Here is a 19263-nt window from a genome sequence, read left to right on the forward strand (position 1 = left end):
TGTTGTCGGTGGTCATAGCGGTAGGGGAACGCCCGGTCCCATTCCGAACCCGGTAGCTAAGCCTTCCTGCGCCGATGGTACTGCACTCGTCAGGGTGTGGGAGAGTAGGTCGCCGCCGACATTCAACCTCTGAAGGGGGAGTCCGTTCCGGTGTCATCACCGTTCGGGCTCCCCCTTTTTCTTGTTCGTGTGTTCTCGCGATCCTTCCGGCCGGGCCGGCCGTGGACGGGTCGCCCGGTGCGGTCGACGACCGCGAAAGTGACGGTGTTCGTTTGTACCCTGAGCACGTGACGGACGGGGAGCGTCCCGGCAGCGGCCGGGCGGACAGCGACGACCGGCGGCGCGGCGACCGCTCGGACCGGGCACGCGGTGCCGGGGGGCGTACGGGCTCGGGCTGGTCCGGCGGCGACCGCGGCCGTGGCGACACCGGCCGGCCGGCGCGCGATGACCGCCCTCGTGGCGACGATCGGCGCGGTGGCGACCGCGGCTCCGCCCGCGAGGACGGCCGCGGCGGCTCGCGTGGCGGCGGTTCCCGTGACGGGCGACCGGGTGACCGCGGAGGCTACAGCTTCCGCGACCGTCGTGACGGCGGTGGCCGCGACGACCGGCGGGGCGACGACCGGCGTGGCGGGGGCCGTCCGGGGCGTGACGACTCCCGTTCCGGCGGTGACCGTGGTCCGCGTCGTGACGACCGCGGATCCGGTGACCGCGACGGGCGCCCGTCGTACCGCCGCGAGGACGGTGAGCGCCGCGGCGGCGACGATCGCGGGCCGCGGGGCGGCAACCGGAGCGGCCGACCGGACCGTGGCGGTTTCCGCAACGACTGGAACGACCGGGGTGGTCGTGGCGACCGCCCCGTCCGGGACGACCGGGGCCCCCGCAGCAGCTCCCGGGACGACCGCGGGTATCGGAACGACCGGCGCGACGACCGCGGCGGACGTCCCGACGGCGACCGTCGCGCCGGCGGCTTCCGGGACGACCGCGGACCGCGCAACGACCGGGGTGCCCGCGAGGAGCGGGGTGGTTACCGGGGCGACCGCGGGCCGCGGGACGACCGGGGTGGCCGGGACGATCGTGGGTTCCGGAGCGACCGTGCGCCGCGTGAGGACCGTGGGTACCGGAACGATCGCGGGCCCCGCGGTGTCCGTGAGGACCGGGGTGGGCGCGACGACCGCACCCCGCGCAGTGACCGTGGTCCGCGCAGTGACCGTGGCCCCCGTGAGGACCGGGGCTTCCGGAACGACCGTGGCCCGCGTGACGACCGGGGCGGCCGCGGCTTCGACCGCGACTCGCACGGCAACCGGAGCTCGGGCCCCGGCCGTGACCGCCACGACGGCGACCGTCCGGGCTTCGTCCGCGACGAGGACCGCACGCGTCGTTCCGGGGACCGTCGTCCGGAGCAGCGCGGCTCGCGGGGCGACGACCGCCGCCCCGACACCCGCGACCGCCGGGACGACCGTGCCCCACGGGACGACCGCGGTCCGCGAAACGACCGCGCCCCGCGGGACGATCGGGGTCCGCGTGAGGACCGGGGGCCGCGGCAGGACCGTGGACCTCGTCGCGACGACCGTGCCCCCCGCCGGGACGACCGTGGTCCGCGTGACGACCGCCGCTCCCGCGACGACCGTCCCGCCCGCCAGGGCGGCGGCTACCGCGACGGCGGCCGCCCGGACCGTGGTGACCGCGACGAGCGGCGTCCGCGCCGGGCGGTGCCCGAGTCGGCGGAGCGCAGCTTCGTCCAGGAGCCGGAGCTGCCGGACACGGTCTCGGCGTCCGAGCTCGACGCGGACGTCCGCCGCGACCTGCGCGGCCTCCAGAAGGAGACCGCCGAGTCCGTCGCCCGCCACCTCGTCGCCGCCGGGATGCTCGTCGACGAGGAGCCCGAGCAGGCCCTCGAGCACGCCCGGTACGCGCGTAAGCGGGCGTCGCGGATCGCCGTCGTCCGGGAGGCGTCGGGGATCGTCGCCTACCACGCCGGTGAGTGGAACGAGGCGCTCGGCGAGTTCCGTGCCGCCCGCCGCATGGGCGGTGGCCCCGGCCACGTGCCGGTCATGGCCGACATCGAACGTGCCCTCGGCCGTCCCGAGCGGGCCCTCGACCTCGCCCGCAGCCCGGAAGCCCGTGAGCTGAGTGCCGAGGAGCGTGTCGAGCTGCTCATCGTCGCCGCCGGCGCGCGCCGTGACCTGGGCGAGTTCGACGCCGCCGTCGTCGGGCTGCAGGTGCCCGAGCTCGACGCCAAGCGCCGGGAGCCGTGGAGCGCGCGGCTCTTCTACGCCTACGCCGACAACCTGCTCGCCGTCGGCCGGGAGTCCGAGGCCCTCGAGTGGTTCGTGCACGCGCACGACGCCGACGCCGACGGACAGACCGACGCCGGCGCCCGGATCGCCGAGATCACCGGTGAGGAGCTGCCCGGCTCACCCGACGACGACGTGCTGGTCGGCATCGAGGACGTCCCGGGACCGGTCCCGGCCGGCGCGGTCGACCAGGCCCATGGGGCCGAGGACCCCGACGAGTCCGACGGTGAGGACGACGCCGACACGGCTGCTCACGCCACGCCCGCGGAGACCGACACCGAGACCGACTCGGATGCGGACTCCGCCCGCGCCGCGGACACCGGGCCCGGCGGGACCGACGCTGCGGACGCCGGTACCGACGACCCCGACCGCGTCGACGACGATCTGCAGGTTGACGAGGCGTACCTGACCGACACCGACGACGAGGGCCCCGCCCCGGTCGTCGAGCCGGCCACGGAGTCGGACATGGAGTCGGACACCGGGTCGGACACGAAGTCGGACACCGAGGCGGCGACGGAGCCGACCTCCGCCGGGGCGCGCCCGGCCACGGACACCGGCCCGACGGAGGCCGGTACCCGCACGGACCCGGAGGCCCGATGAGCGACGACCTGCTGTCCCGACACGACGTCCTGCTCGCCGATCTCGACGGCACGCTCTACCGCGGACCCGATCCGGTCCCCGGTGCGGCGGACGCCGTCGTGGCAGCGGCCGAGCGTGGTGTCGGCACCGCCTACGTCACCAACAACGCCTCGCGCAGTGCTGCCGACGTCGCCCACCACCTCGCCGAGCTCGGTTTCCCGGCCGGCGTGGACGACGTCCGCACCAGCGCGCAGGCCGCCGCGTCGCTGCTCGGTGAGCAGCTGCCGTCGGGGGCCTCGGTGCTGGTCGTGGGCACGTCCGCCCTCGTCGACGAGGTGCGTGCTCAGGGCCTGCAGGTCCTGAGCGACGCCGAGGGCGCCGACGCCGTCGTCCAGGGCCACTCGCCCGAGACCGGGTGGCGGCAGCTGGCCGAGGCCGTCGTCGCGATCCGCGGCGGCGCGCTGTGGGTGGCGTCGAACATCGACCGCACGCTGCCCACCGAGCGCGGGGCGCTGCCCGGCAACGGTTCGATGGTGCAGGCCGTGCAGAACGCCGCTGGTGGGGCGCCGCAGGTCGCGGGCAAGCCCGCGGCCCGGCTGCTGCGCGAGGCCCAGGGCTCCGCGACGCACCCGCTGGTCGTCGGCGACCGGCTCGACACCGACATCGAGGGTGGGCACTCGCTCGGCGCGCCGTCGCTGCTGGTTCTGACCGGCGTGGCCGACGCGGCCGAGCTGCTCGGCGCACCGGTGGAGCAGCGCCCGACCTACATCGGTGCCGACATGTCCGCGCTGTTCCGCCACCCCGACGAGCTGCTGCCCGGCCCGCGCGCGGGCTGGCGGGCCGAGCGCTCCGCTGACGGCCTCGTGCTGTCCGGGGACGGTGCCGGGTCACCGGAGCCGGCCCTGGACGCCCTGCGGGTGCTCGTCGCCGTCGCCTGGGACGGCGGTGCCGCTCCCTCCGGGGTCCGCGCCGACGGTGCGGCCGCCGAGGCCGCACTCGCCGAGCTCGGGCTGACCGCAGGCTGACCGCGCGGAGCCGAGCGCACCGACCCGTGTCGGTGCGTTCGGCTACCGTGACGGCGAGAGCCCCGTTCCCCGGAGATCACCTGATGACCGTGCCCACACCCGGGCCCACTCCCGGCGACCCGCGTCCGCCCGCGCAGCAGCCCGTCGCGGCGCTGCGTGCCGACGTCGAGGCTGCCGTCGCCGCACTCGAGGACCTGGCCGACAAGCCGGTCGCCGAGCACCCCGAGGTGTTCGAAGCGGTGCACGCGGCGCTGGGCCGTGCGCTCACCGCCGGGTCGGAGCGCGGCTGAGGTGGCGCCGGTACGTGCACGTCTCGACGCGGAACTGGTGCGGCGCAAGCTCGCCCGGTCCCGCGGGCAGGCCGCGGAGCTGATCGCCGCCGGCCGGGTCACGGTGAACGGGATGCCGGCGGGGAAGGCCGCGACCGTCGTCGACCGGGACGCACCCGTCGTCGTCGCGGCCGACGACACGGAGCCCGACTGGGCGTCGCGCGGGGCGAAGAAGCTGCTCGGCGCGCTCGAGGCGTTCCCGGCGGTCGACCCGGCCGGGCGGCGCTGCCTCGACGCCGGTGCCTCCACCGGCGGGTTCACCGACGTCCTGCTCACCCGCGGGGCCCGCGAGGTCGTCGCCGTCGACGTCGGCTACGGCCAGCTCGTCTGGCGGCTGCAGTCCGACGACCGCGTCCACGTGCACGACCGCACCAACGTCCGCGCTCTCGAGCCGGAGCAGATCGGCGGCCCGGTCGACCTGACGGTCGGCGACCTGTCGTTCATCTCGCTGCGCACCGTGCTGCCCGCCCTCGCCGCCTGCACCGCCGACGGCGGCGACCTGCTGCCGATGGTGAAACCGCAGTTCGAGGTGGGGAAGGCCCGCCTCGGCTCGGGTGGCGTCGTACGCGACCACGGACTGCGGACCGAGGCGCTGCGCGACGTCGCGACGGCCGCCCAGGGACTCGGCCTGGCCGTCCTCGGCGCCGCCGCCAGCCCGCTGCCCGGCCCCTCCGGCAACGTCGAGTACTTCCTGCACCTGCGTCGCGGCGGCGAGCCCGCCGGCGGCGAGGACCTGGAGCGGATGCTCACCGCCGCCGTCGCGGACGGGCCGGCATGAGGGAGATCCTGCTCGTCCTGCACACCGGCCGTCCCACCAACCGGCGCACGGCGCTGCACGCCATGACCGTGCTCGGCAGCTACGGCATCCGCACGCGCGTGCTGGCCGACGAGTGGGCGGAGCTGCCCGAGAAGCCCGACCTGCCAGCGGAGCTGGCCCCGGTGCCCGTCGCCGGGACCCCGGACTGCGGCCGCGGCGCCGACGCCGTACTGGTCCTCGGCGGTGACGGCACCCTGCTGCGTGCCGCCGACCTCGCCCGCCCGGCCGGTGTCCCGCTGCTCGGGGTGAACCTCGGCCACGTCGGGTTCCTCGCCGAGGCCGAGGAGGACACCCTCGACGACGCGCTCGCCGCCCTGGTCAGCGGCCGGTACTCGGTCGAGGAGCGCACCACCCTGGAGGCCGTCGTCCGGTCCAACGGGCACGTGCTCGGCCGCACCTGGGCGCTGAACGAAGCCGTCGTCGAGAAGACCACCCGAGGCCGGATCCTCGAGGTCGTGCTGGAGGTCGACGGGCGCCCGGTGTCCTCGTTCGGCTGCGACGGCGTCATCTGCTCGACACCGACCGGCTCCACCGCCTACGCGTTCTCCGCAGGCGGGCCGCTGGTGTGGCCGCAGGTGCAGGCCCTGCTCGTGGTGCCCAGCAACGCGCACGCGCTGTTCGCCCGCCCCATGGTGATCGCGCCGGACAGCGTGGTCGCGATCGAGGTCTCCGCAGGCGGGCCGTCCGCGGTGCTCGACTGCGACGGGCGCCGCACCGTGTCCGTGCCGCCCGGGGCGCGGGTGGAGCTCTTCCGGGCCGACGAGCCGGTGCGGATGGTGCGCCTGGCCGCGCAGCCGTTCGCCGACCGGCTCGTCCGCAAGTTCGACCTGCCGGTGCGGGGCTGGCGCGGGGCGCAGCAGCGGCGTGAGCAGGAGCGGGCGGCACGCAACGGGCACACCCCGGACACGCGCGTCCCCGCCGATCCGCTCGCCGCCGATCCGCCCGAGACCGGGGCCCGCGACACACGGCCGCCCGCCGCGGGGACCATCGAGACCGGGCCACTCGACACCGGGCACTCCGATACCGGGCACGCCGATACCGGGCCGCTCGACGCCGGGGGTACGCGCGAGGCGCCCTGACCGCGATCGAACTACCGTTCGGCGCACGGAACCGACCGTACGAACACCCGTTCGGGGTTTGCGGTGCGCCGGGCCTGGTTCCTGTCGGTGGTCGAACGTATGGTCGCCCCATGTTGTCCGAGATGCGGATCCAGGGGCTCGGCGTGATCGACGACGCGACCCTGGAACTCGACCCGGGCCTGACCGTCCTCACAGGTGAGACGGGTGCCGGGAAGACCATGGTCGTGACCGGGCTGACCCTGCTCGGCGGCGGCCGGGCCGAGTCCTCGCGGGTGTCCGCGGGGGCGCGCCGGGCGGTCGTCGAGGGGCGGTTCGTGGCGTCGCCGGGTGCGCGTGAGCTGGCCGAGGAGGTCGCCGCCGACACCGACGAGGACGGCACCCTCATCGCGGCCCGCACCGTGTCGGCCGACGGCCGCTCCCGCGCCCACCTCGGCGGGCGCTCCGTCCCGGTCGGGGTGCTGGGGCGCCTCGCCGAGACCCAGCTCGCCGTGCACGGGCAGAACGAGCAGCTCCGGTTGCTGCGTGGCACCGACCAGCGGGCCCTGCTCGACCGGTTCGCCGGAGACGCCGTGGCCGGTCCGCTGGCGCAGTACCGCACCGTCCGCGAGACGTGGCTGGGGGTGATCGCCGAGCTGGCCGAGCGCCGCGACAACGCGCGGCGTCTCGCCCAGGAGGCCGACATGCTGCGCCACGGCCTCGCCGAGATCGACGCCGCGGATCCGCAGCCGGGGGAGGACCGCGACCTCGTCGCGCAGGCCCGCCGGATGACCGAGGCCGACGACCTGCGCACCGCAGCCGAGGGCGCCCGGCTCGCACTGTCCGGCTCCGAGGACGGTGAGACACCCGGCGCGCTCGGGCTCGCCGGCCGCGCCCGCGCCCTCGCCGAGAACAGCGGCGACACCGCACTCGCCGAGCTCGGCCCACGGCTCGCCGAGGCCTCCGCGGTCCTCGCCGACGCCGCCGCGGAGCTGACCGGCTACCTCGACGGCCTCGATGTCGACCCCGACCGGCTCGGTGAGGTACTCGCCCGGCAGGCCGAGCTCAAGGCGCTCACCCGCAAGTACGCCGCCGACACCGACGGGGTCCTGGAGTGGGCCGCGCAGGCCCGCGAGCGCCTGGCCGGGCTCGACACCTCCGACGAGGCGCTCGCCGAGCTCGCCGCGCGCCGCGACGAGCTGGCCACCGAGCTGGCCGGGCACGCCGCCCGGGTGTCCGCGGCGCGGACCGAGGCAGCCGGCCGGCTCGCCGAGGCCACCACCGCCGAGCTCGCCGGGCTCGCCATGCGCGACGCCCGTCTCGAGGTCGGTGTCGCACCGCGCCCGGCGTCGGACGCCGGCCCCTCGCTGGTCGTCGACGGGCGGGAGTGTCACGCCGGCTCCGGTGGCGTGGACGAGGTGGAGCTGCGGCTGGTCCCGCACGCCGGGGCGTCGCCGCAGCCGCTGCACAAGGGCGCCTCCGGCGGTGAGCTGTCCCGGGTGATGCTCGCCCTCGAGGTCGCCCTCGCCGGCTCCGACCCGGTACCGACCATGGTGTTCGACGAGGTCGACGCCGGGGTCGGTGGCCGCGCGGCGGTCGAGATCGGGCGCAGGCTGGCGAAGCTGGCCGCGTCGCACCAGGTGATCGTGGTGACCCACCTGCCGCAGGTCGCCGCCTATGCCGACCGGCACCTCGTCGTGCAGAAGGCGTCCGCGGAGGGCAGCACCCGCTCCGCGGTCCGCCGGCTCGACGACACCGAACGCACCGCCGAGCTCGCCCGGATGCTCGCCGGGATGGACGACACCGATACCGGCCGCGCGCACGCCGAGGAGCTGCTCGCCGCGGCGACCACGCACCGCGAGGCCGACCGTCGGCCCGGCGCCGCCCCCGCCGACCTGGCCGAGGCCCGCTCCCGGCGCGCCGGTGGCGCGGGCCGCGCCCGGGCCGCTCGGACCGGCCACGCGGGCGAGGGAAGCGGTCGGAGCCGTCGCACACCGCGGGTGAAGGCGGGGTGACCCCGGCCGGTGAAGGTGTGGTGACGGTCCGGCGTGCCTCCGGCGCCGCGGGCCCCGCTGGTGTCATGGTGCGCCCATGAAGCTCTCCGGCCTGCTGCACCGCTCGCGTCCCGAGCTGCCCGGGCTCGCGGGGACCGCGCGCACCGACCGCCGTACCGAGTCGCTGCTGCGCCGGCTGCGCCCCGGGGACATCGCCGTCCTCGACCAGGTGGACCTGGATCGGGCGACGGCCGACGCACTCGTCTCCGCCCGGGTGGCCGCCGTGGTCAACGCCGCGCCCTCGGTCTCCGGACGGTTCCCGAACCTCGGTCCCCAGGTGCTCGTCGAGGCCGGTGTCCCGCTGGTCGACGACTGCGGCCCCGAGATCATGCGCGCGGTCAAGGACGGCGTGCGCGTCCGGCTCTGCGACGGCGTCCTCTACACCGGTGAGCAGCCGCTCGGTGAGGGTCGTGAGCAGACCGAGGACACGGTCGCCGACGCGCTCGCCGAGGCCAAGTCCGGTCTGTCGCACCAGCTCGAGGCGTTCGCCGCGAACACCACCGAGTTCATGCGCCGCGAGCGGTCGCTGCTGCTCGACGGCTACGGCGTCCCCGAGGTCGACGTCGACCTCGAGGGCCGGCAGGTACTCGTCGTCGCCGCCGGGTACGACCACGTGGCCGTGCTCAAGCAGCTGCGGACCTACCTCAAGGAGTACCGCCCGGTGCTCGTCGGCGTCGGAGCGGGCGCGGACGCGCTCATCGACGCCGGATACAAGCCCGACCTCGTCGTCGCCGACCCCTCCGAGGTGTCGAACCAGGCGCTGACCAGCGGAGCCGACGTCGTCGTCCCGGCCTTCCCGGACGGGCACGCTCCCGGGCTGCACCGCGTCCAGGACCTCGGCGCGAGCGCGGTGACGTTCCCGTCGATGGCCAACCCCGAGGACCTCGCGCTGCTGCTGGCGCACCACAACGGCGCCACGATGATCGTCACCGTCGGGTTGTCGGCGTCGATGGCGGAGTTCCTCGACCGCGGCCGCTCCGGCTCCAACGCCTCCACGTTCCTGACCCGCCTGCAGGCAGGCGGCACCGTCGTCGACGGCGCCATGATCGCCCAGCTGTACCGCAGCCGCTCCTCGCTGCTGCCGCTGCTGCTGCTCGTCGCGGCGGCGGTCCTCGCCGTCGTCGTCGCGGTCCTGCTGGTCACCGGCGCCGGGGGCGACGTCCTCGGCTGGGCGCAGGCGATGATCGAGCGCGTCCGGGGGCTGTTCGCGTGATCTCGCGGGCGCGGCACCGCATCTCGCTGGTCGCGATCGGCATCCTGGCGCTGGTCGCCGGGGTCCTGGCCGCGACGTTCGGGCTGCCCGACCGGGTCGCCGACGCCGCCGCGGGCGCCGACGACGCACAGACCGCCCAGATCCGGGAGCTCACCGCCGAGCGCGACGGCCTCGCCGCCCGAGCCGACGCCGGCGACCGGTTCGCCGCGGGTGTCGGGCCCGGGGTGGTCCGCGGGAAGCTGACCGGGGTCCCGGTCACCCTGGTCACCGTCGGCGGCGACCCCGCCGGGACCGACGCCGACACCACCGCCGTCGCCGACCTCGTGACCGCCGCGGGCGGCAGCGTCGCCGGCCGGGTCCGGCTCACCGACGCCGTCACCGACCCCGCCAAGGCCGACCAGCTCCGCGACCTGTCCGCGCGGCTGCTGCCCGCCGGGGCGCAGCTGCCCGCCACGTCGGAGTCCGGGACCCTCGCCGGGGGGTTGCTCGGATCCGTCCTGCTCACCCCGGCCGAGGGGCCCGCGCCCGATCCGGGGCAGGCCCAGGCCGTGCTCGCCGGGCTCGCCGGCGCAGGGTTCGCCGAGGCGCCCGCCGCGCCGCCTGCGCCGGGCCGCCTGGCCGTCGTCGTCACCGGGGGAGCGGCCCAGGGTGTCGACGCGGGCGCGTCCGCGGCGTCGCTCGCCCGGATGGCCACCGAGCTGGACCGGCACGGCGGCACCGTCCTCGCCGGACGCTCCGGCTCCGCCGTCCCGGACGGCCCCGTCGGAGCCGCCCGCACCGACGACGCGAACAGCGCAGGACTGTCCACCGTCGACGACGTCGACACCGCCTCCGGGCGGATCGCGACCGTGCTCGCGCTGGGCGAGCAGAAGGACGGGCGCTCCGGCCGCTACGGGTCCGGACCCGGTGCGGCAGGGCCGGTTCCCGCCCTCGGATGAGACACCGATAGGCTGAGACCCCGTGCAGACACGCGTTACCCGTCACCTGTTCGTCACCGGCGGGGTCGCTTCCTCGCTGGGTAAGGGTCTGACCGCGTCGAGCCTGGGCCAGCTGCTCACGGCGCGCGGGCTCCGGGTCACGATGCAGAAGCTCGACCCGTACCTCAACGTCGACCCCGGGACGATGAACCCGTTCCAGCACGGCGAGGTCTTCGTGACCGAGGACGGGGCCGAGACCGACCTCGACGTCGGTCACTACGAGCGCTTCCTCGACCGCGACCTCCGTGCCCCGGCCAACGTCACGACCGGCCAGGTCTACTCCGAGGTGATCGCCAAGGAGCGCCGCGGCGAGTACCTGGGTGACACCGTGCAGGTCATCCCGCACATCACGAACGAGATCAAGGACCGGGTCCTCGCGATGGCCGAGCCCGACGCCGAGGGCATCGCCCCCGACGTCGTCATCACCGAGGTCGGCGGCACCATCGGCGACATCGAGTCGCTGCCGTTCGTCGAGGCCGCCCGCCAGGTCCGCCACGAGGTCGGCCGGGACAACTGCTTCTTCCTGCACGTCTCGCTGGTGCCCTACCTGGCACCGTCGGGTGAGCTGAAGACGAAGCCCACCCAGCACTCGGTCGCGGCGCTGCGCAACATCGGTATCCAGCCCGACGCCCTGGTGCTGCGCGCGGACCGCGAGATCCCCGAGGCGATGAAGCGCAAGATCTCGCTGATGTGCGACATCGAGCTCGACGGCGTCGCCGCCGCCCCGGACGCGCCGTCGATCTACGACATCCCGAAGGTGCTGCACCGCGAGGGCCTCGACGCCTACGTGGTCCGCAGGCTGGGCCTGCCGTTCCGCGACGTCGACTGGACGGTGTGGGGCGACCTGCTCGAGCGGGTGCACCACCCCCAGGAGACCGCGACGATCGCGCTCGTCGGCAAGTACGTCGACCTGCCCGACGCCTACCTCTCGGTCACCGAGGCGCTGCGCGCCGGCGGGTTCGCCCACCACGCGAAGGTCGCGATCCGCTGGGTCCCCTCCGACGACTGCGAGACCCCGGCCGGTGCCGCCGAGGTGCTCGACGGCGTCGACGGCGTCCTGATCCCCGGCGGGTTCGGCATCCGCGGCATCGAGGGCAAGCTCGGCGCGATCCGGCACGCCCGCACCCGCGGCATCCCCACCCTGGGCATCTGCCTCGGCCTGCAGTGCATGGTGATCGAGGTGGCGCGCGACGTCGCCGGGCTGCCCGGCGCGAGCTCCACCGAGTTCGACCCGGACACCGAGTTCCCGGTCATCTCGACGATGGCCGAGCAGCGCGACGTCGTCGCCGGCGAGCGCGACATGGGCGGCACCATGCGCCTCGGCGCGTACCCGGCGGTGCTTGAGCCCGGCTCGGTCGCCGCGCGGGCCTACGGCGCCAAGGAGATCTCCGAGCGGCACCGGCACCGCTTCGAGGTCAACAACGCCTACCGCAAGCAGCTCTCCGAGGCCGGTCTGGTGTTCGGAACCTCGCCGGACGGGACGCTCGTCGAGTTCGTGGAGCTGCCCGCGTCGGAGCACCCGTTCTTCGTCGGGACCCAGGCGCACCCGGAGCTCAAGAGCCGCCCGACCCGTCCGCACCCGCTGTTCGCGGCGTTCGTGAAGGCGGCGCTGCGCTACCGCGCCGAGGACCGGCTCCCGGTGGAGCTGCCGGGCCGCAACGGCACCCGCACCGAGGACGGCCCGGCCGCCGACGACGCCGACGCACCGGCAGGCGGGACCGACGCGGTCGAGGCCACCGAGGGCTCGTCCCGGTGACCCGACCCGGCGAGCACGACTTCCCGGTCCGCTCGGCCACCGACGTCTACTCGGGCCGGGTGATGGCGCTGCGGTCCGACCGCGTCGTCATGCCCGGCGGGCGCGTCGCGACCCGGGAGATCCTGGAGCACCCGGGCGCGGTGGCCGTCGTCGCTCTCGACGAGCACCGGCGGGTGCGGATGCTGCACCAGTACCGCCACGCCGTCCGCCGCCGGCTGTGGGAGCTGCCCGCCGGCCTGCTCGACGTCGCGGGGGAGGACCCCGTCGTCACCGCCGACCGCGAGCTCACCGAGGAGTCCGGGCTCAGCGCGTCGACCTGGTCGCTGCTGCTCGACGTCGTGCCCTCGCCGGGGTTCTCCGACGAGTCCGTCCGGGTCTTCCTGGCGCGTGACCTCGTCGAGAAGCCGCGCCCGGACCTGGGCGACGACGAGGAGGCGGACATCGAGCTGCGCTGGATCGACCTCGACGACGCCGTCGGCATGGTGCTCTCCGGGGAGATCGTCAACGCCGTCTCCGCCGCCGGGCTGCTCGCGGCCCGCGCCGTGCTCGACGGGGACGCCGAGCCCCGCCCGGTCACGACGCCGTGGGAGGACCGCCCGGTCCGCTTCGCCCGCCGCCGCGACGGCGACTGAGCGGCCCCGGGCTCAGGGCCGCAGCGGGAGCCCGCGCTGGTCGGTCGGGCGGCCGGCGAGGATGACGATGCCGTCGACGAACGGCCAGATCGCGCCGAACCCGAAGGTCAGCAGCGTGACCAGCAGCTGCGCGACCCCGAGTCCGGCCTGGCCGGTGTAGAACCGGCCGATCCCGAACGGGATGAGGATCTGCAGCAGCCCGGCGACGATCTTCTGCTTGTCCGAGTACGGCATCCCGGACCCGGGTTCGCGCCCGTAGGGCGCCGACGGGTCGTAGCCCTGCGGCCCGTACGCGGCCGGGCCCGGGTGCGACGGGTGGACACCGGGCGGACCCCCGTAGGCGCCGGCCCCTGGATACTGGTGCTGGTACGGCGGCGGGTACTGCTGGGCCGGGTACTGCGGTTGGTTCGGATACTGCGCTCCCGGATACTGGGGACCCGGGTACTGCGCTCCTGGGTACGGCCGGGTCGGCGCACCGGACGGCGGCCACGCCCACGGCGCCTGCGCCGGTGGCGGCACATCCGGTCGGGGATGCGGCTCGGGCAGGTCGGTGAACTCTGCCCACAGCTCGCTCGCCGTCGTCGCCGCGCGGATCCGCCCGGCCCGCTCCTCGAACTCGACGGCGTCCAGTCGCCCCGCTTCGTGGTGGGCGGACAGCGCCCGTTCGGCCTGCGTGCGCTGCTCGTGCCCGACCCGTTCCTCCATCCCGCAACGCTAGCGGTCAGCAGGCCCGGCGACGATCGTCCGGAGAACCGAACCGTGCGGTGTTGCACGGCGGATCACGCGCCCGGCGGGCCTAGGCTGGGCCCCATGCGCTTCGGACTGTTCGTTCCCCAGGGCTGGCGACTCGACCTCGTCGGCATCGACCCGGCTGCCCAGTGGGATGTCATGCGCGGCATCGCCGAGCACGCCGACCGCGGCGACGTGTGGGAGTCGGTCTGGGTCTACGACCACTTCCACACCGTCCCCGCCCCCACCGACGAGGCCTGTCACGAGGCCTGGACACTGATGGCCGCCCTCGGCGCGACCACCGAGCGCGTGCGCCTCGGCCAGATGTGCACCTGCATGGCCTACCGCAACCCCGCCTACCTGGCGAAGGTCGCCGCCACCACCGACGTGATCTCCAAGGGCCGCGTCGAGATGGGCATCGGCGCCGGCTGGTACGAGCACGAGTGGCGCGCCTACGGCTACGGCTTCCCCCGCCCCGGCGTGCGCCTGGGCATGCTCGACGAGGGCGTGCAGATCTTCCGCCAGGCCTGGACCGAGGGCCGGGCCACGCTGGACGGGAAGTACTACCAGGTCGACGACGCCATCGTCGCGCCCCGCCCGCTGCAGGACGGCGGTATCCCGCTGTGGATCGCCGGTGGCGGTGAGAAGGTCACCCTGAAGATCGCCGCGAAGTACGCGCAGTACACCAACTTCGACGGCAGCTTCGACGGCTTCCGGCACAAGTCGGCGATCCTGGCCGACCACTGCAGCGAGCTCGGCACCGACTACGACGCGATCGTCCGCTCCGCCAACTACAACGTCGCGATCGGGCGCACCGAGGCCGAGGTCGAGGACCGGCTGCAGCAGATGGTCGACCGGCTCACCCCGATCGTCGGCGCCGAGAAGGCCGAGGCCCAGCTGGGCGGGTTCCGCGGGCTCCCGGCGGTCGGGACGCCGGAGCAGATCGTGGAGAAGCTCTCGGCCATGCGCGCCGTCGGCATGACCTACGGGATCTTCTACTTCCCCGAGGCCGCCTACGACCGCTCCGGCATCGAGCTCTTCGAGCGCGAGGTCGTCCCGGCGCTGCGCGACTGAGCCCCGGCGCCGTGCCCAGTCCCGAACGCGTGGTCCAGGACTACCTGGGCCACCTCGCCGTCGAGCGCGGGCGGGCGCAGAACACGCTGCGCTCGTACCGCCTCGACCTCGACCGCTACCTCGCGCACCTGGCCGCGTCCGGCCGCGACGACCTGGCCGCGGTCACCGAGAGCGACGTGTCCGGGTTCGTCGCGGCGCTGCGGACGGGGGAGCGGCCCCTCGCGGCGTCGTCGACGGCCCGGGCGCTGGCCGCGGTGCGCGGGCTGCACCGGTTCGCGGTGCGCGAGGGGCTGGTCGCCGCCGACGTCAGTGCGGCGGTCGCCCCGCCCGCGCAGCCCTCCACGCTGCCGAACACGCTGTCGGTCGACCAGGTCGAGCAGCTGCTCGCCGGCTGCGTCGCCGACGGCCCGTTCGGCCTGCGGGACCGCGCGCTGCTCGAGCTCCTGTACTCCACCGGCGCGCGGATCTCGGAGGTCATCGGGGCCGACGCCGACGACCTGGACGTCGAGGCCCGGACGATCCTGTTGCACGGCAAGGGGGACAAGCAGCGGATCGTCCCGGTCGGGCGTCCGGCGCTCGAGGCCGTCGAGGCCTACCGGGTCCGGGCCCGCCCGGAGCTGGCGGCCAAGGGGAACGGGTCGCCTGCGCTGCTGCTCAACGCGCGCGGCGCCCGGCTTTCCCGGCAGAGCGCCTGGCACGTGCTGCGCGGCGCGGCGGAGGCGTCCGGCCTGGGCCCCGAGGTGGTCGCGTCGGTCTCGCCACACACCCTGCGGCACTGCTTCGCGACGCACCTGCTCTCCGGCGGTGCCGACGTCCGCGTCGTGCAGGAGCTGCTCGGGCACGCCAGTGTCGCGACCACCCAGATCTACACCCACGTCACCGTGGACACGCTGCGTGAGGTCTACGCGACCGCGCACCCCCGCGCCCGCGGCTGAGCTGCGGCGCAGACCTGCCGCGACACGCCGGGCAGGTGGCCGGAGATCCGTCACGCCCCGCCGGTAAGGTGACGTGGAACCGGTTCGCGGCGTGACGCCTCGCAGTCGTGGTGTCGTCGTGGGCGCCGCACGACGGGCGTCGACACGTCCGGTGCGCAGCGGACGACGTGGGCCGGCCCCGGTCCGGCGACCCTCCGAGCGTCCGGCCCGGTACAGCCCTCGACGAGACCGGAGACCGCATGGACCCGACGCGGCCGGACACCGACCACCGTCAGACACCCGCCGTCGACAACGGTGCTGCCGAGTCGACCACCGGACAGTCGAGCACCACCGGGCACTCGAACCCCGGCCACGCGAACCCCGCGCACCCGAACGCCGGGCAGGTGTCCCCCGGGCACCCGCATGCGGGGCAGCAGAACTCCGGGCAGCCGAATCCGGGGCAGCCGGGCACCGGGCAGCCGAACATCGGGCGGCCGAACTTCGGGCAGCCGAACACCGATCAGACAGGTGCCGGGCGGCCGAACCTCGGGCAGCCGAGCGCCGGGCAGCCGAACACCGAGCAGACGGGCGCCCGGCAGCAGAGCACGCCGGACCGGCTCGACGCCGCCGAGGCCGATGTCGCGCAGGCGGTCCGCACCGACGCCGCCGACGCCGCGGGACAGAACGCCGCGGGACAGAACGACGACGTCGCCACCGCTGACGGCCATGACGGCCATGAGCACGACGCCGACGCCATCGACGAGGCCGAGGCCGCGGCCGTCGAGAGCTCGGTGGTCGAGACCGGTGCACTCCCCGGCGGCCGGCACCGCGCCGCCGTCCCCGAGCCCGAGCCGCTGACCAGCCACGGGCCCGCGCGGATCATCGCCGTCGCGAACCAGAAGGGCGGCGTCGGCAAGACCACCTCGACGATCAACCTGGGCGCTGCGCTCGCCGAGTACGGCCGCAAGGTGCTGCTCGTCGACTTCGACCCGCAGGGCGCGCTCTCGGTCGGCCTCGGCGTGCAGCCGCACCAGCTCGAGTCGACGGTCTACAACCTGCTCATGGAGCGCGACGCCGACCCGGACGACATCGTGCTGGAGTCCGGCGTCGAGAACATGCACCTGGTCCCGTCGAACATCGACCTGTCCGCCGCCGAGGTCCAGCTGGTCACCGAGGTCGGCCGCGAGCAGGCGCTCGGCCGGGCGCTCAAGCGCTTCCTGTCCGACTACGACGTCATCCTGATCGACTGCCAGCCGTCGCTCGGCCTGCTCACGATCAACGCCCTGTCCTGTGCCGACGAGGTCCTCATCCCGCTGGCCTGCGAGTTCTTCTCGCTGCGCGGCGTCGCGCTGCTGATGGACACGATCGACAAGGTCACCGACCGGCTCAACCCGGACCTGCAGCTGCTCGGCGTGCTCGCCACCATGTTCGACACCCGCACCCTGCACACCAAGCAGGTGCACGAGCGGGTGGTGGAGGCGTTCGGGGACAAGGTGTTCGAGGCCGTCATCAACCGGACGATCAAGTTCCCGGAGACGACCGTCGCCGGTGAGCCGATCACGACCTGGGCCCCGAACTCCGGCGCCGCCGCGGCGTACCGGCTGCTGGCCCGCGAGGTCATCGCCCGGTGACCCTGCTCGCCGACGGTCCCGGCGCGGGACCGGGCGGACCGGAGAACCTCGACGACACCGACGTCGCGTCGCCGCGCAGCCGCCGATTCACGGTCCGGCTGGCGAACTTCGAGGGCCCGTTCGACCTGCTGCTGCAGCTGATCGGCAAGCACGAGCTCGACGTCACCGAGATGGCGTTGCACAAGGTCACCGACGACTTCATCGCCCACCTCACCGACCTCGGTGACGATGCCGACCTCGACGAGACGACCGAGTTCCTCGTCGTCGCCGCGACGCTGCTCGACCTCAAGGCGGCCCGGCTCGTGCCCGGCGCGGAGGTCGACGACGAGGAGGACCTCGCACTGCTCGAGGCCCGTGACCTGCTGTTCGCCCGGCTCCTGCAGTACCGGGCGTACAAGGAGGCGGCGCAGCTGTTCGTCGAGCTGGAGAACGGGGCGCTGCGCCGGTTCCCGCGCTCGGTGTCGATCGAGGACCGGTACGCCGAGCTGCTGCCGGAGGTGCTGCTCGGCGTCGACGCGCAGGCCTTCGCCGAGCTCGCCGCCGCGGTGTTCCGCCCGCGCCCGCCCGAGGAGGTGGGCGTCGACCACCTGCACGCGGTCCACGTCTCGGTCGCCGAGCACGCGCAGCTGCTGCGCGAGCGGCTCGCCGTCGAGCGGGAGGCGACGTTCGCCCAGCTCACCGCGGACTGCGTGGCGACGATGGAGGTCATCGCCCGGTTCATGGCGCTGCTGGAGCTCTACCGGGAGCGGTCCGTCGCGCTGGAGCAGGACGAGCCGTTCGGTGAGCTGACCGTGAGCTGGACCGCCGATCGCGCCGACGACCCCGTCGCCTACGCCGCCGCCCTGGAGGACGAGGCGGCCGCCGCCGAGGAGGCCGTTCGGGCGCGGAACCGCAGGCGGCGCAAGAAGAACCGGGTCCCGGAGCAGGACGTGGCCACGTCGGACGAGCCGAGTTCGGCGGAGGACGACTCGGAACCCGATGCCGAGCTGTCCGGGCCCGACGACGCCGACTCCGAGGCAGACGACCTCGACGACGACACCGACGACGACACCGTCGGCACCGCCACCCCGGACGGCGCCACCCCGGACGGCGCCACCCCGGACGGCGCCACCCCGGACGGCATAGCCCACGCCGACACCACGGACACTGTCCCGGTGAACGACCCCGTGGACATCGAGCACGACGGGAGCGGGCCCCGCGGTGACTGATCCGGACGACCGGCCGGGCTCCGACGACCCGGAGGACCCGTCCGAGCTGCTGCGCCTGATCGGCCGCACCGTGCCGCGCAGCCCGCACGCCGACGAGCGCCGTACGGCGCCGCCGCCGGTGGAGACACCGCACGAGCCCCCCGCCGACGAGCCCCCCGCCGACGAGCCCGTTGCCGACGAGCTCCCCGGCACCGAGCCTCCTCAGCCCGGTCGATCAGCACCGTTCGGCACCACCGACGACAGCAGCGTGCTGATCAACAGCACGGAGACCCCGGCGGAGGACCCGAACGCACCGCCCGCGGCCCCCGAGGAATCGGCCCCCGAGGAATCGGCCCCCGAGGAACCGGCCCCCGAACCGGAGCCGACGCCCGCCCTCGACACCGAACCCGAGCCCGTCGAGATCGACGCCCCCGCCGACGACCTCGACGACGACACGAACCTGGAGCACGCGCTCGAGGCGTTGCTGCTCGTCGTCGACTCCCCGATCGACGAGGCTTCCCTCGGCACCGCGCTCGGCCAGACCCCGGGGCGGGTCCGGCAGACGCTCAACCGGATGGCGATCGCCTACACCGAGCGGGCGAGTGGCATCGACCTGCGCCGCGCGGGTGAGGGCTGGCGGTTCTACACCCGCGACTGCTACGCCCCCTACGTCGAGAAGTTCCTGCTCGACGGCCAGCGTGCCCGGCTCACCCGGGCCGCGCTGGAGACCCTCGCCGTCGTCGCGTACCGCCAGCCGGTGACCCGGTCGCGGGTCGCGGCGGTACGCGGCGTGAACTGCGACGGCGTCCTGCGCACCCTGCTCACCCGCGGGTTGGTGGAGGAGGCCGGAACCGAGGAACAGACAGGGGGGACACTGTTCCGGACGACCGAGCTGTTCCTGGAACGGCTCGGGCTCTCCTCGGTACAGGAGCTGCCGCCGCTGGCGCCGCTGCTGCCCGACATCGACGCGATCGACGACCTGGACGGAAGCTAGAAC

Annotated in this window: 15 protein-coding genes, 1 rRNA gene and 1 pseudogene; 16 read left to right on the top strand and 1 reads right to left on the bottom strand. The window is 74.8% G+C overall.

What is annotated here, in order from left to right:
• Nucleotides 1-4 precede the first annotated feature (4 nt).
• The 11 genes from rrf to ACLE50_RS12155 all read left to right on the top strand — a co-directional run bounded on the left by rrf (nt 5) and on the right by ACLE50_RS12155 (nt 12731).
• Nucleotides 5-121 (top strand): 5S ribosomal RNA (rrf, locus tag ACLE50_RS12105).
• A 1588-nt stretch (nt 122-1709) separates the two neighbouring features.
• The gene (locus ACLE50_RS12110; RefSeq protein ID WP_410943585.1) at nt 1710-2894 is read left to right on the top strand and encodes a tetratricopeptide repeat protein; all 1185 of its coding nucleotides are present in this window, start codon (nt 1710-1712) and stop codon (nt 2892-2894) included.
• Nucleotides 2891-3898, top strand: coding sequence for an HAD-IIA family hydrolase (locus ACLE50_RS12115; RefSeq protein WP_410943586.1), 1008 nt, complete (start codon nt 2891-2893; stop codon nt 3896-3898). The genes ACLE50_RS12110 and ACLE50_RS12115 overlap by 4 nt, the downstream gene beginning before the upstream one ends.
• An 83-nt stretch (nt 3899-3981) precedes the next feature.
• On the top strand, nt 3982-4188 hold the full coding sequence (locus ACLE50_RS12120) for a hypothetical protein (RefSeq protein WP_410943587.1): 207 nt from the start codon (nt 3982-3984) through the stop codon (nt 4186-4188).
• A gap of 1 nt (nt 4189) precedes the next feature.
• Nucleotides 4190-5005, top strand: coding sequence for a TlyA family RNA methyltransferase (locus tag ACLE50_RS12125; protein WP_410943588.1), 816 nt, complete (start codon nt 4190-4192; stop codon nt 5003-5005).
• Nucleotides 5002-6123, top strand: coding sequence for an NAD kinase (locus tag ACLE50_RS12130; RefSeq protein ID WP_410943589.1), 1122 nt, complete (start codon nt 5002-5004; stop codon nt 6121-6123). The genes ACLE50_RS12125 and ACLE50_RS12130 overlap by 4 nt, the downstream gene beginning before the upstream one ends.
• A gap of 110 nt (nt 6124-6233) precedes the next feature.
• Nucleotides 6234-8114 (top strand): DNA repair protein RecN, encoded by a 1881-nt coding sequence (gene recN / locus ACLE50_RS12135; protein WP_410943590.1) that lies wholly within the window; start codon nt 6234-6236, stop codon nt 8112-8114.
• 76 nt (nt 8115-8190) lie between these two features.
• Nucleotides 8191-9366 (top strand): putative cytokinetic ring protein SteA, encoded by a 1176-nt coding sequence (steA, locus tag ACLE50_RS12140; RefSeq protein ID WP_410943591.1) that lies wholly within the window; start codon nt 8191-8193, stop codon nt 9364-9366.
• Nucleotides 9363-10304: a copper transporter gene (locus ACLE50_RS12145; protein WP_410943592.1), complete on the top strand. Its 942-nt coding sequence runs from the start codon at nt 9363-9365 to the stop codon at nt 10302-10304. The genes steA and ACLE50_RS12145 overlap by 4 nt, the downstream gene beginning before the upstream one ends.
• Before the next feature lie 22 nt (nt 10305-10326).
• Nucleotides 10327-12099: a CTP synthase gene (locus ACLE50_RS12150; RefSeq protein WP_410943593.1), complete on the top strand. Its 1773-nt coding sequence runs from the start codon at nt 10327-10329 to the stop codon at nt 12097-12099.
• Entirely contained in the window at nt 12096-12731 is a 636-nt protein-coding gene (locus ACLE50_RS12155) for an NUDIX domain-containing protein (RefSeq protein WP_410943594.1), read from the top strand. The genes ACLE50_RS12150 and ACLE50_RS12155 overlap by 4 nt, the downstream gene beginning before the upstream one ends.
• Before the next feature lie 12 nt (nt 12732-12743).
• Here ACLE50_RS12155 and ACLE50_RS12160 read toward each other — a convergent pair whose 3' ends face one another.
• Nucleotides 12744-13436 carry a DUF1707 domain-containing protein gene (locus ACLE50_RS12160; RefSeq protein ID WP_410943595.1) on the bottom strand — a complete coding sequence of 231 codons (693 nt, stop codon included), beginning with the start codon at nt 13434-13436 and terminating at the stop codon, nt 12744-12746.
• A gap of 105 nt (nt 13437-13541) precedes the next feature.
• Between ACLE50_RS12160 and ACLE50_RS12165 the strand changes: the two genes are divergently transcribed.
• The 5 genes and pseudogenes from ACLE50_RS12165 to scpB all read left to right on the top strand — a co-directional run bounded on the left by ACLE50_RS12165 (nt 13542) and on the right by scpB (nt 19260).
• Entirely contained in the window at nt 13542-14534 is a 993-nt protein-coding gene (locus tag ACLE50_RS12165) for an LLM class F420-dependent oxidoreductase (protein ID WP_410943596.1), read from the top strand.
• A gap of 11 nt (nt 14535-14545) precedes the next feature.
• Nucleotides 14546-15469: a site-specific tyrosine recombinase XerD gene (locus ACLE50_RS12170; protein WP_410943597.1), complete on the top strand. Its 924-nt coding sequence runs from the start codon at nt 14546-14548 to the stop codon at nt 15467-15469.
• A 770-nt stretch (nt 15470-16239) separates the two neighbouring features.
• A complete protein-coding gene (locus ACLE50_RS12175) occupies nt 16240-17079 on the top strand; it encodes a ParA family protein (RefSeq protein WP_410943892.1) in 840 nt (279 codons plus the stop codon).
• A 2-nt stretch (nt 17080-17081) separates the two neighbouring features.
• Nucleotides 17082-17933, top strand: a pseudogene (locus tag ACLE50_RS12180) (segregation and condensation protein A); the annotation flags it as partial.
• Between the two features lie 346 nt (nt 17934-18279).
• Nucleotides 18280-19260, top strand: coding sequence for an SMC-Scp complex subunit ScpB (scpB, locus tag ACLE50_RS12185; protein ID WP_410943598.1), 981 nt, complete (start codon nt 18280-18282; stop codon nt 19258-19260).
• The last annotated feature ends 3 nt before the right edge of the window (nt 19261-19263 follow it).

It is taken from the genome of Pseudonocardia phyllosphaerae (genome assembly GCF_046546475.1).
In the GTDB taxonomy this organism is placed as follows: Bacteria; Actinomycetota; Actinomycetes; order Mycobacteriales; family Pseudonocardiaceae; genus Pseudonocardia; species Pseudonocardia phyllosphaerae.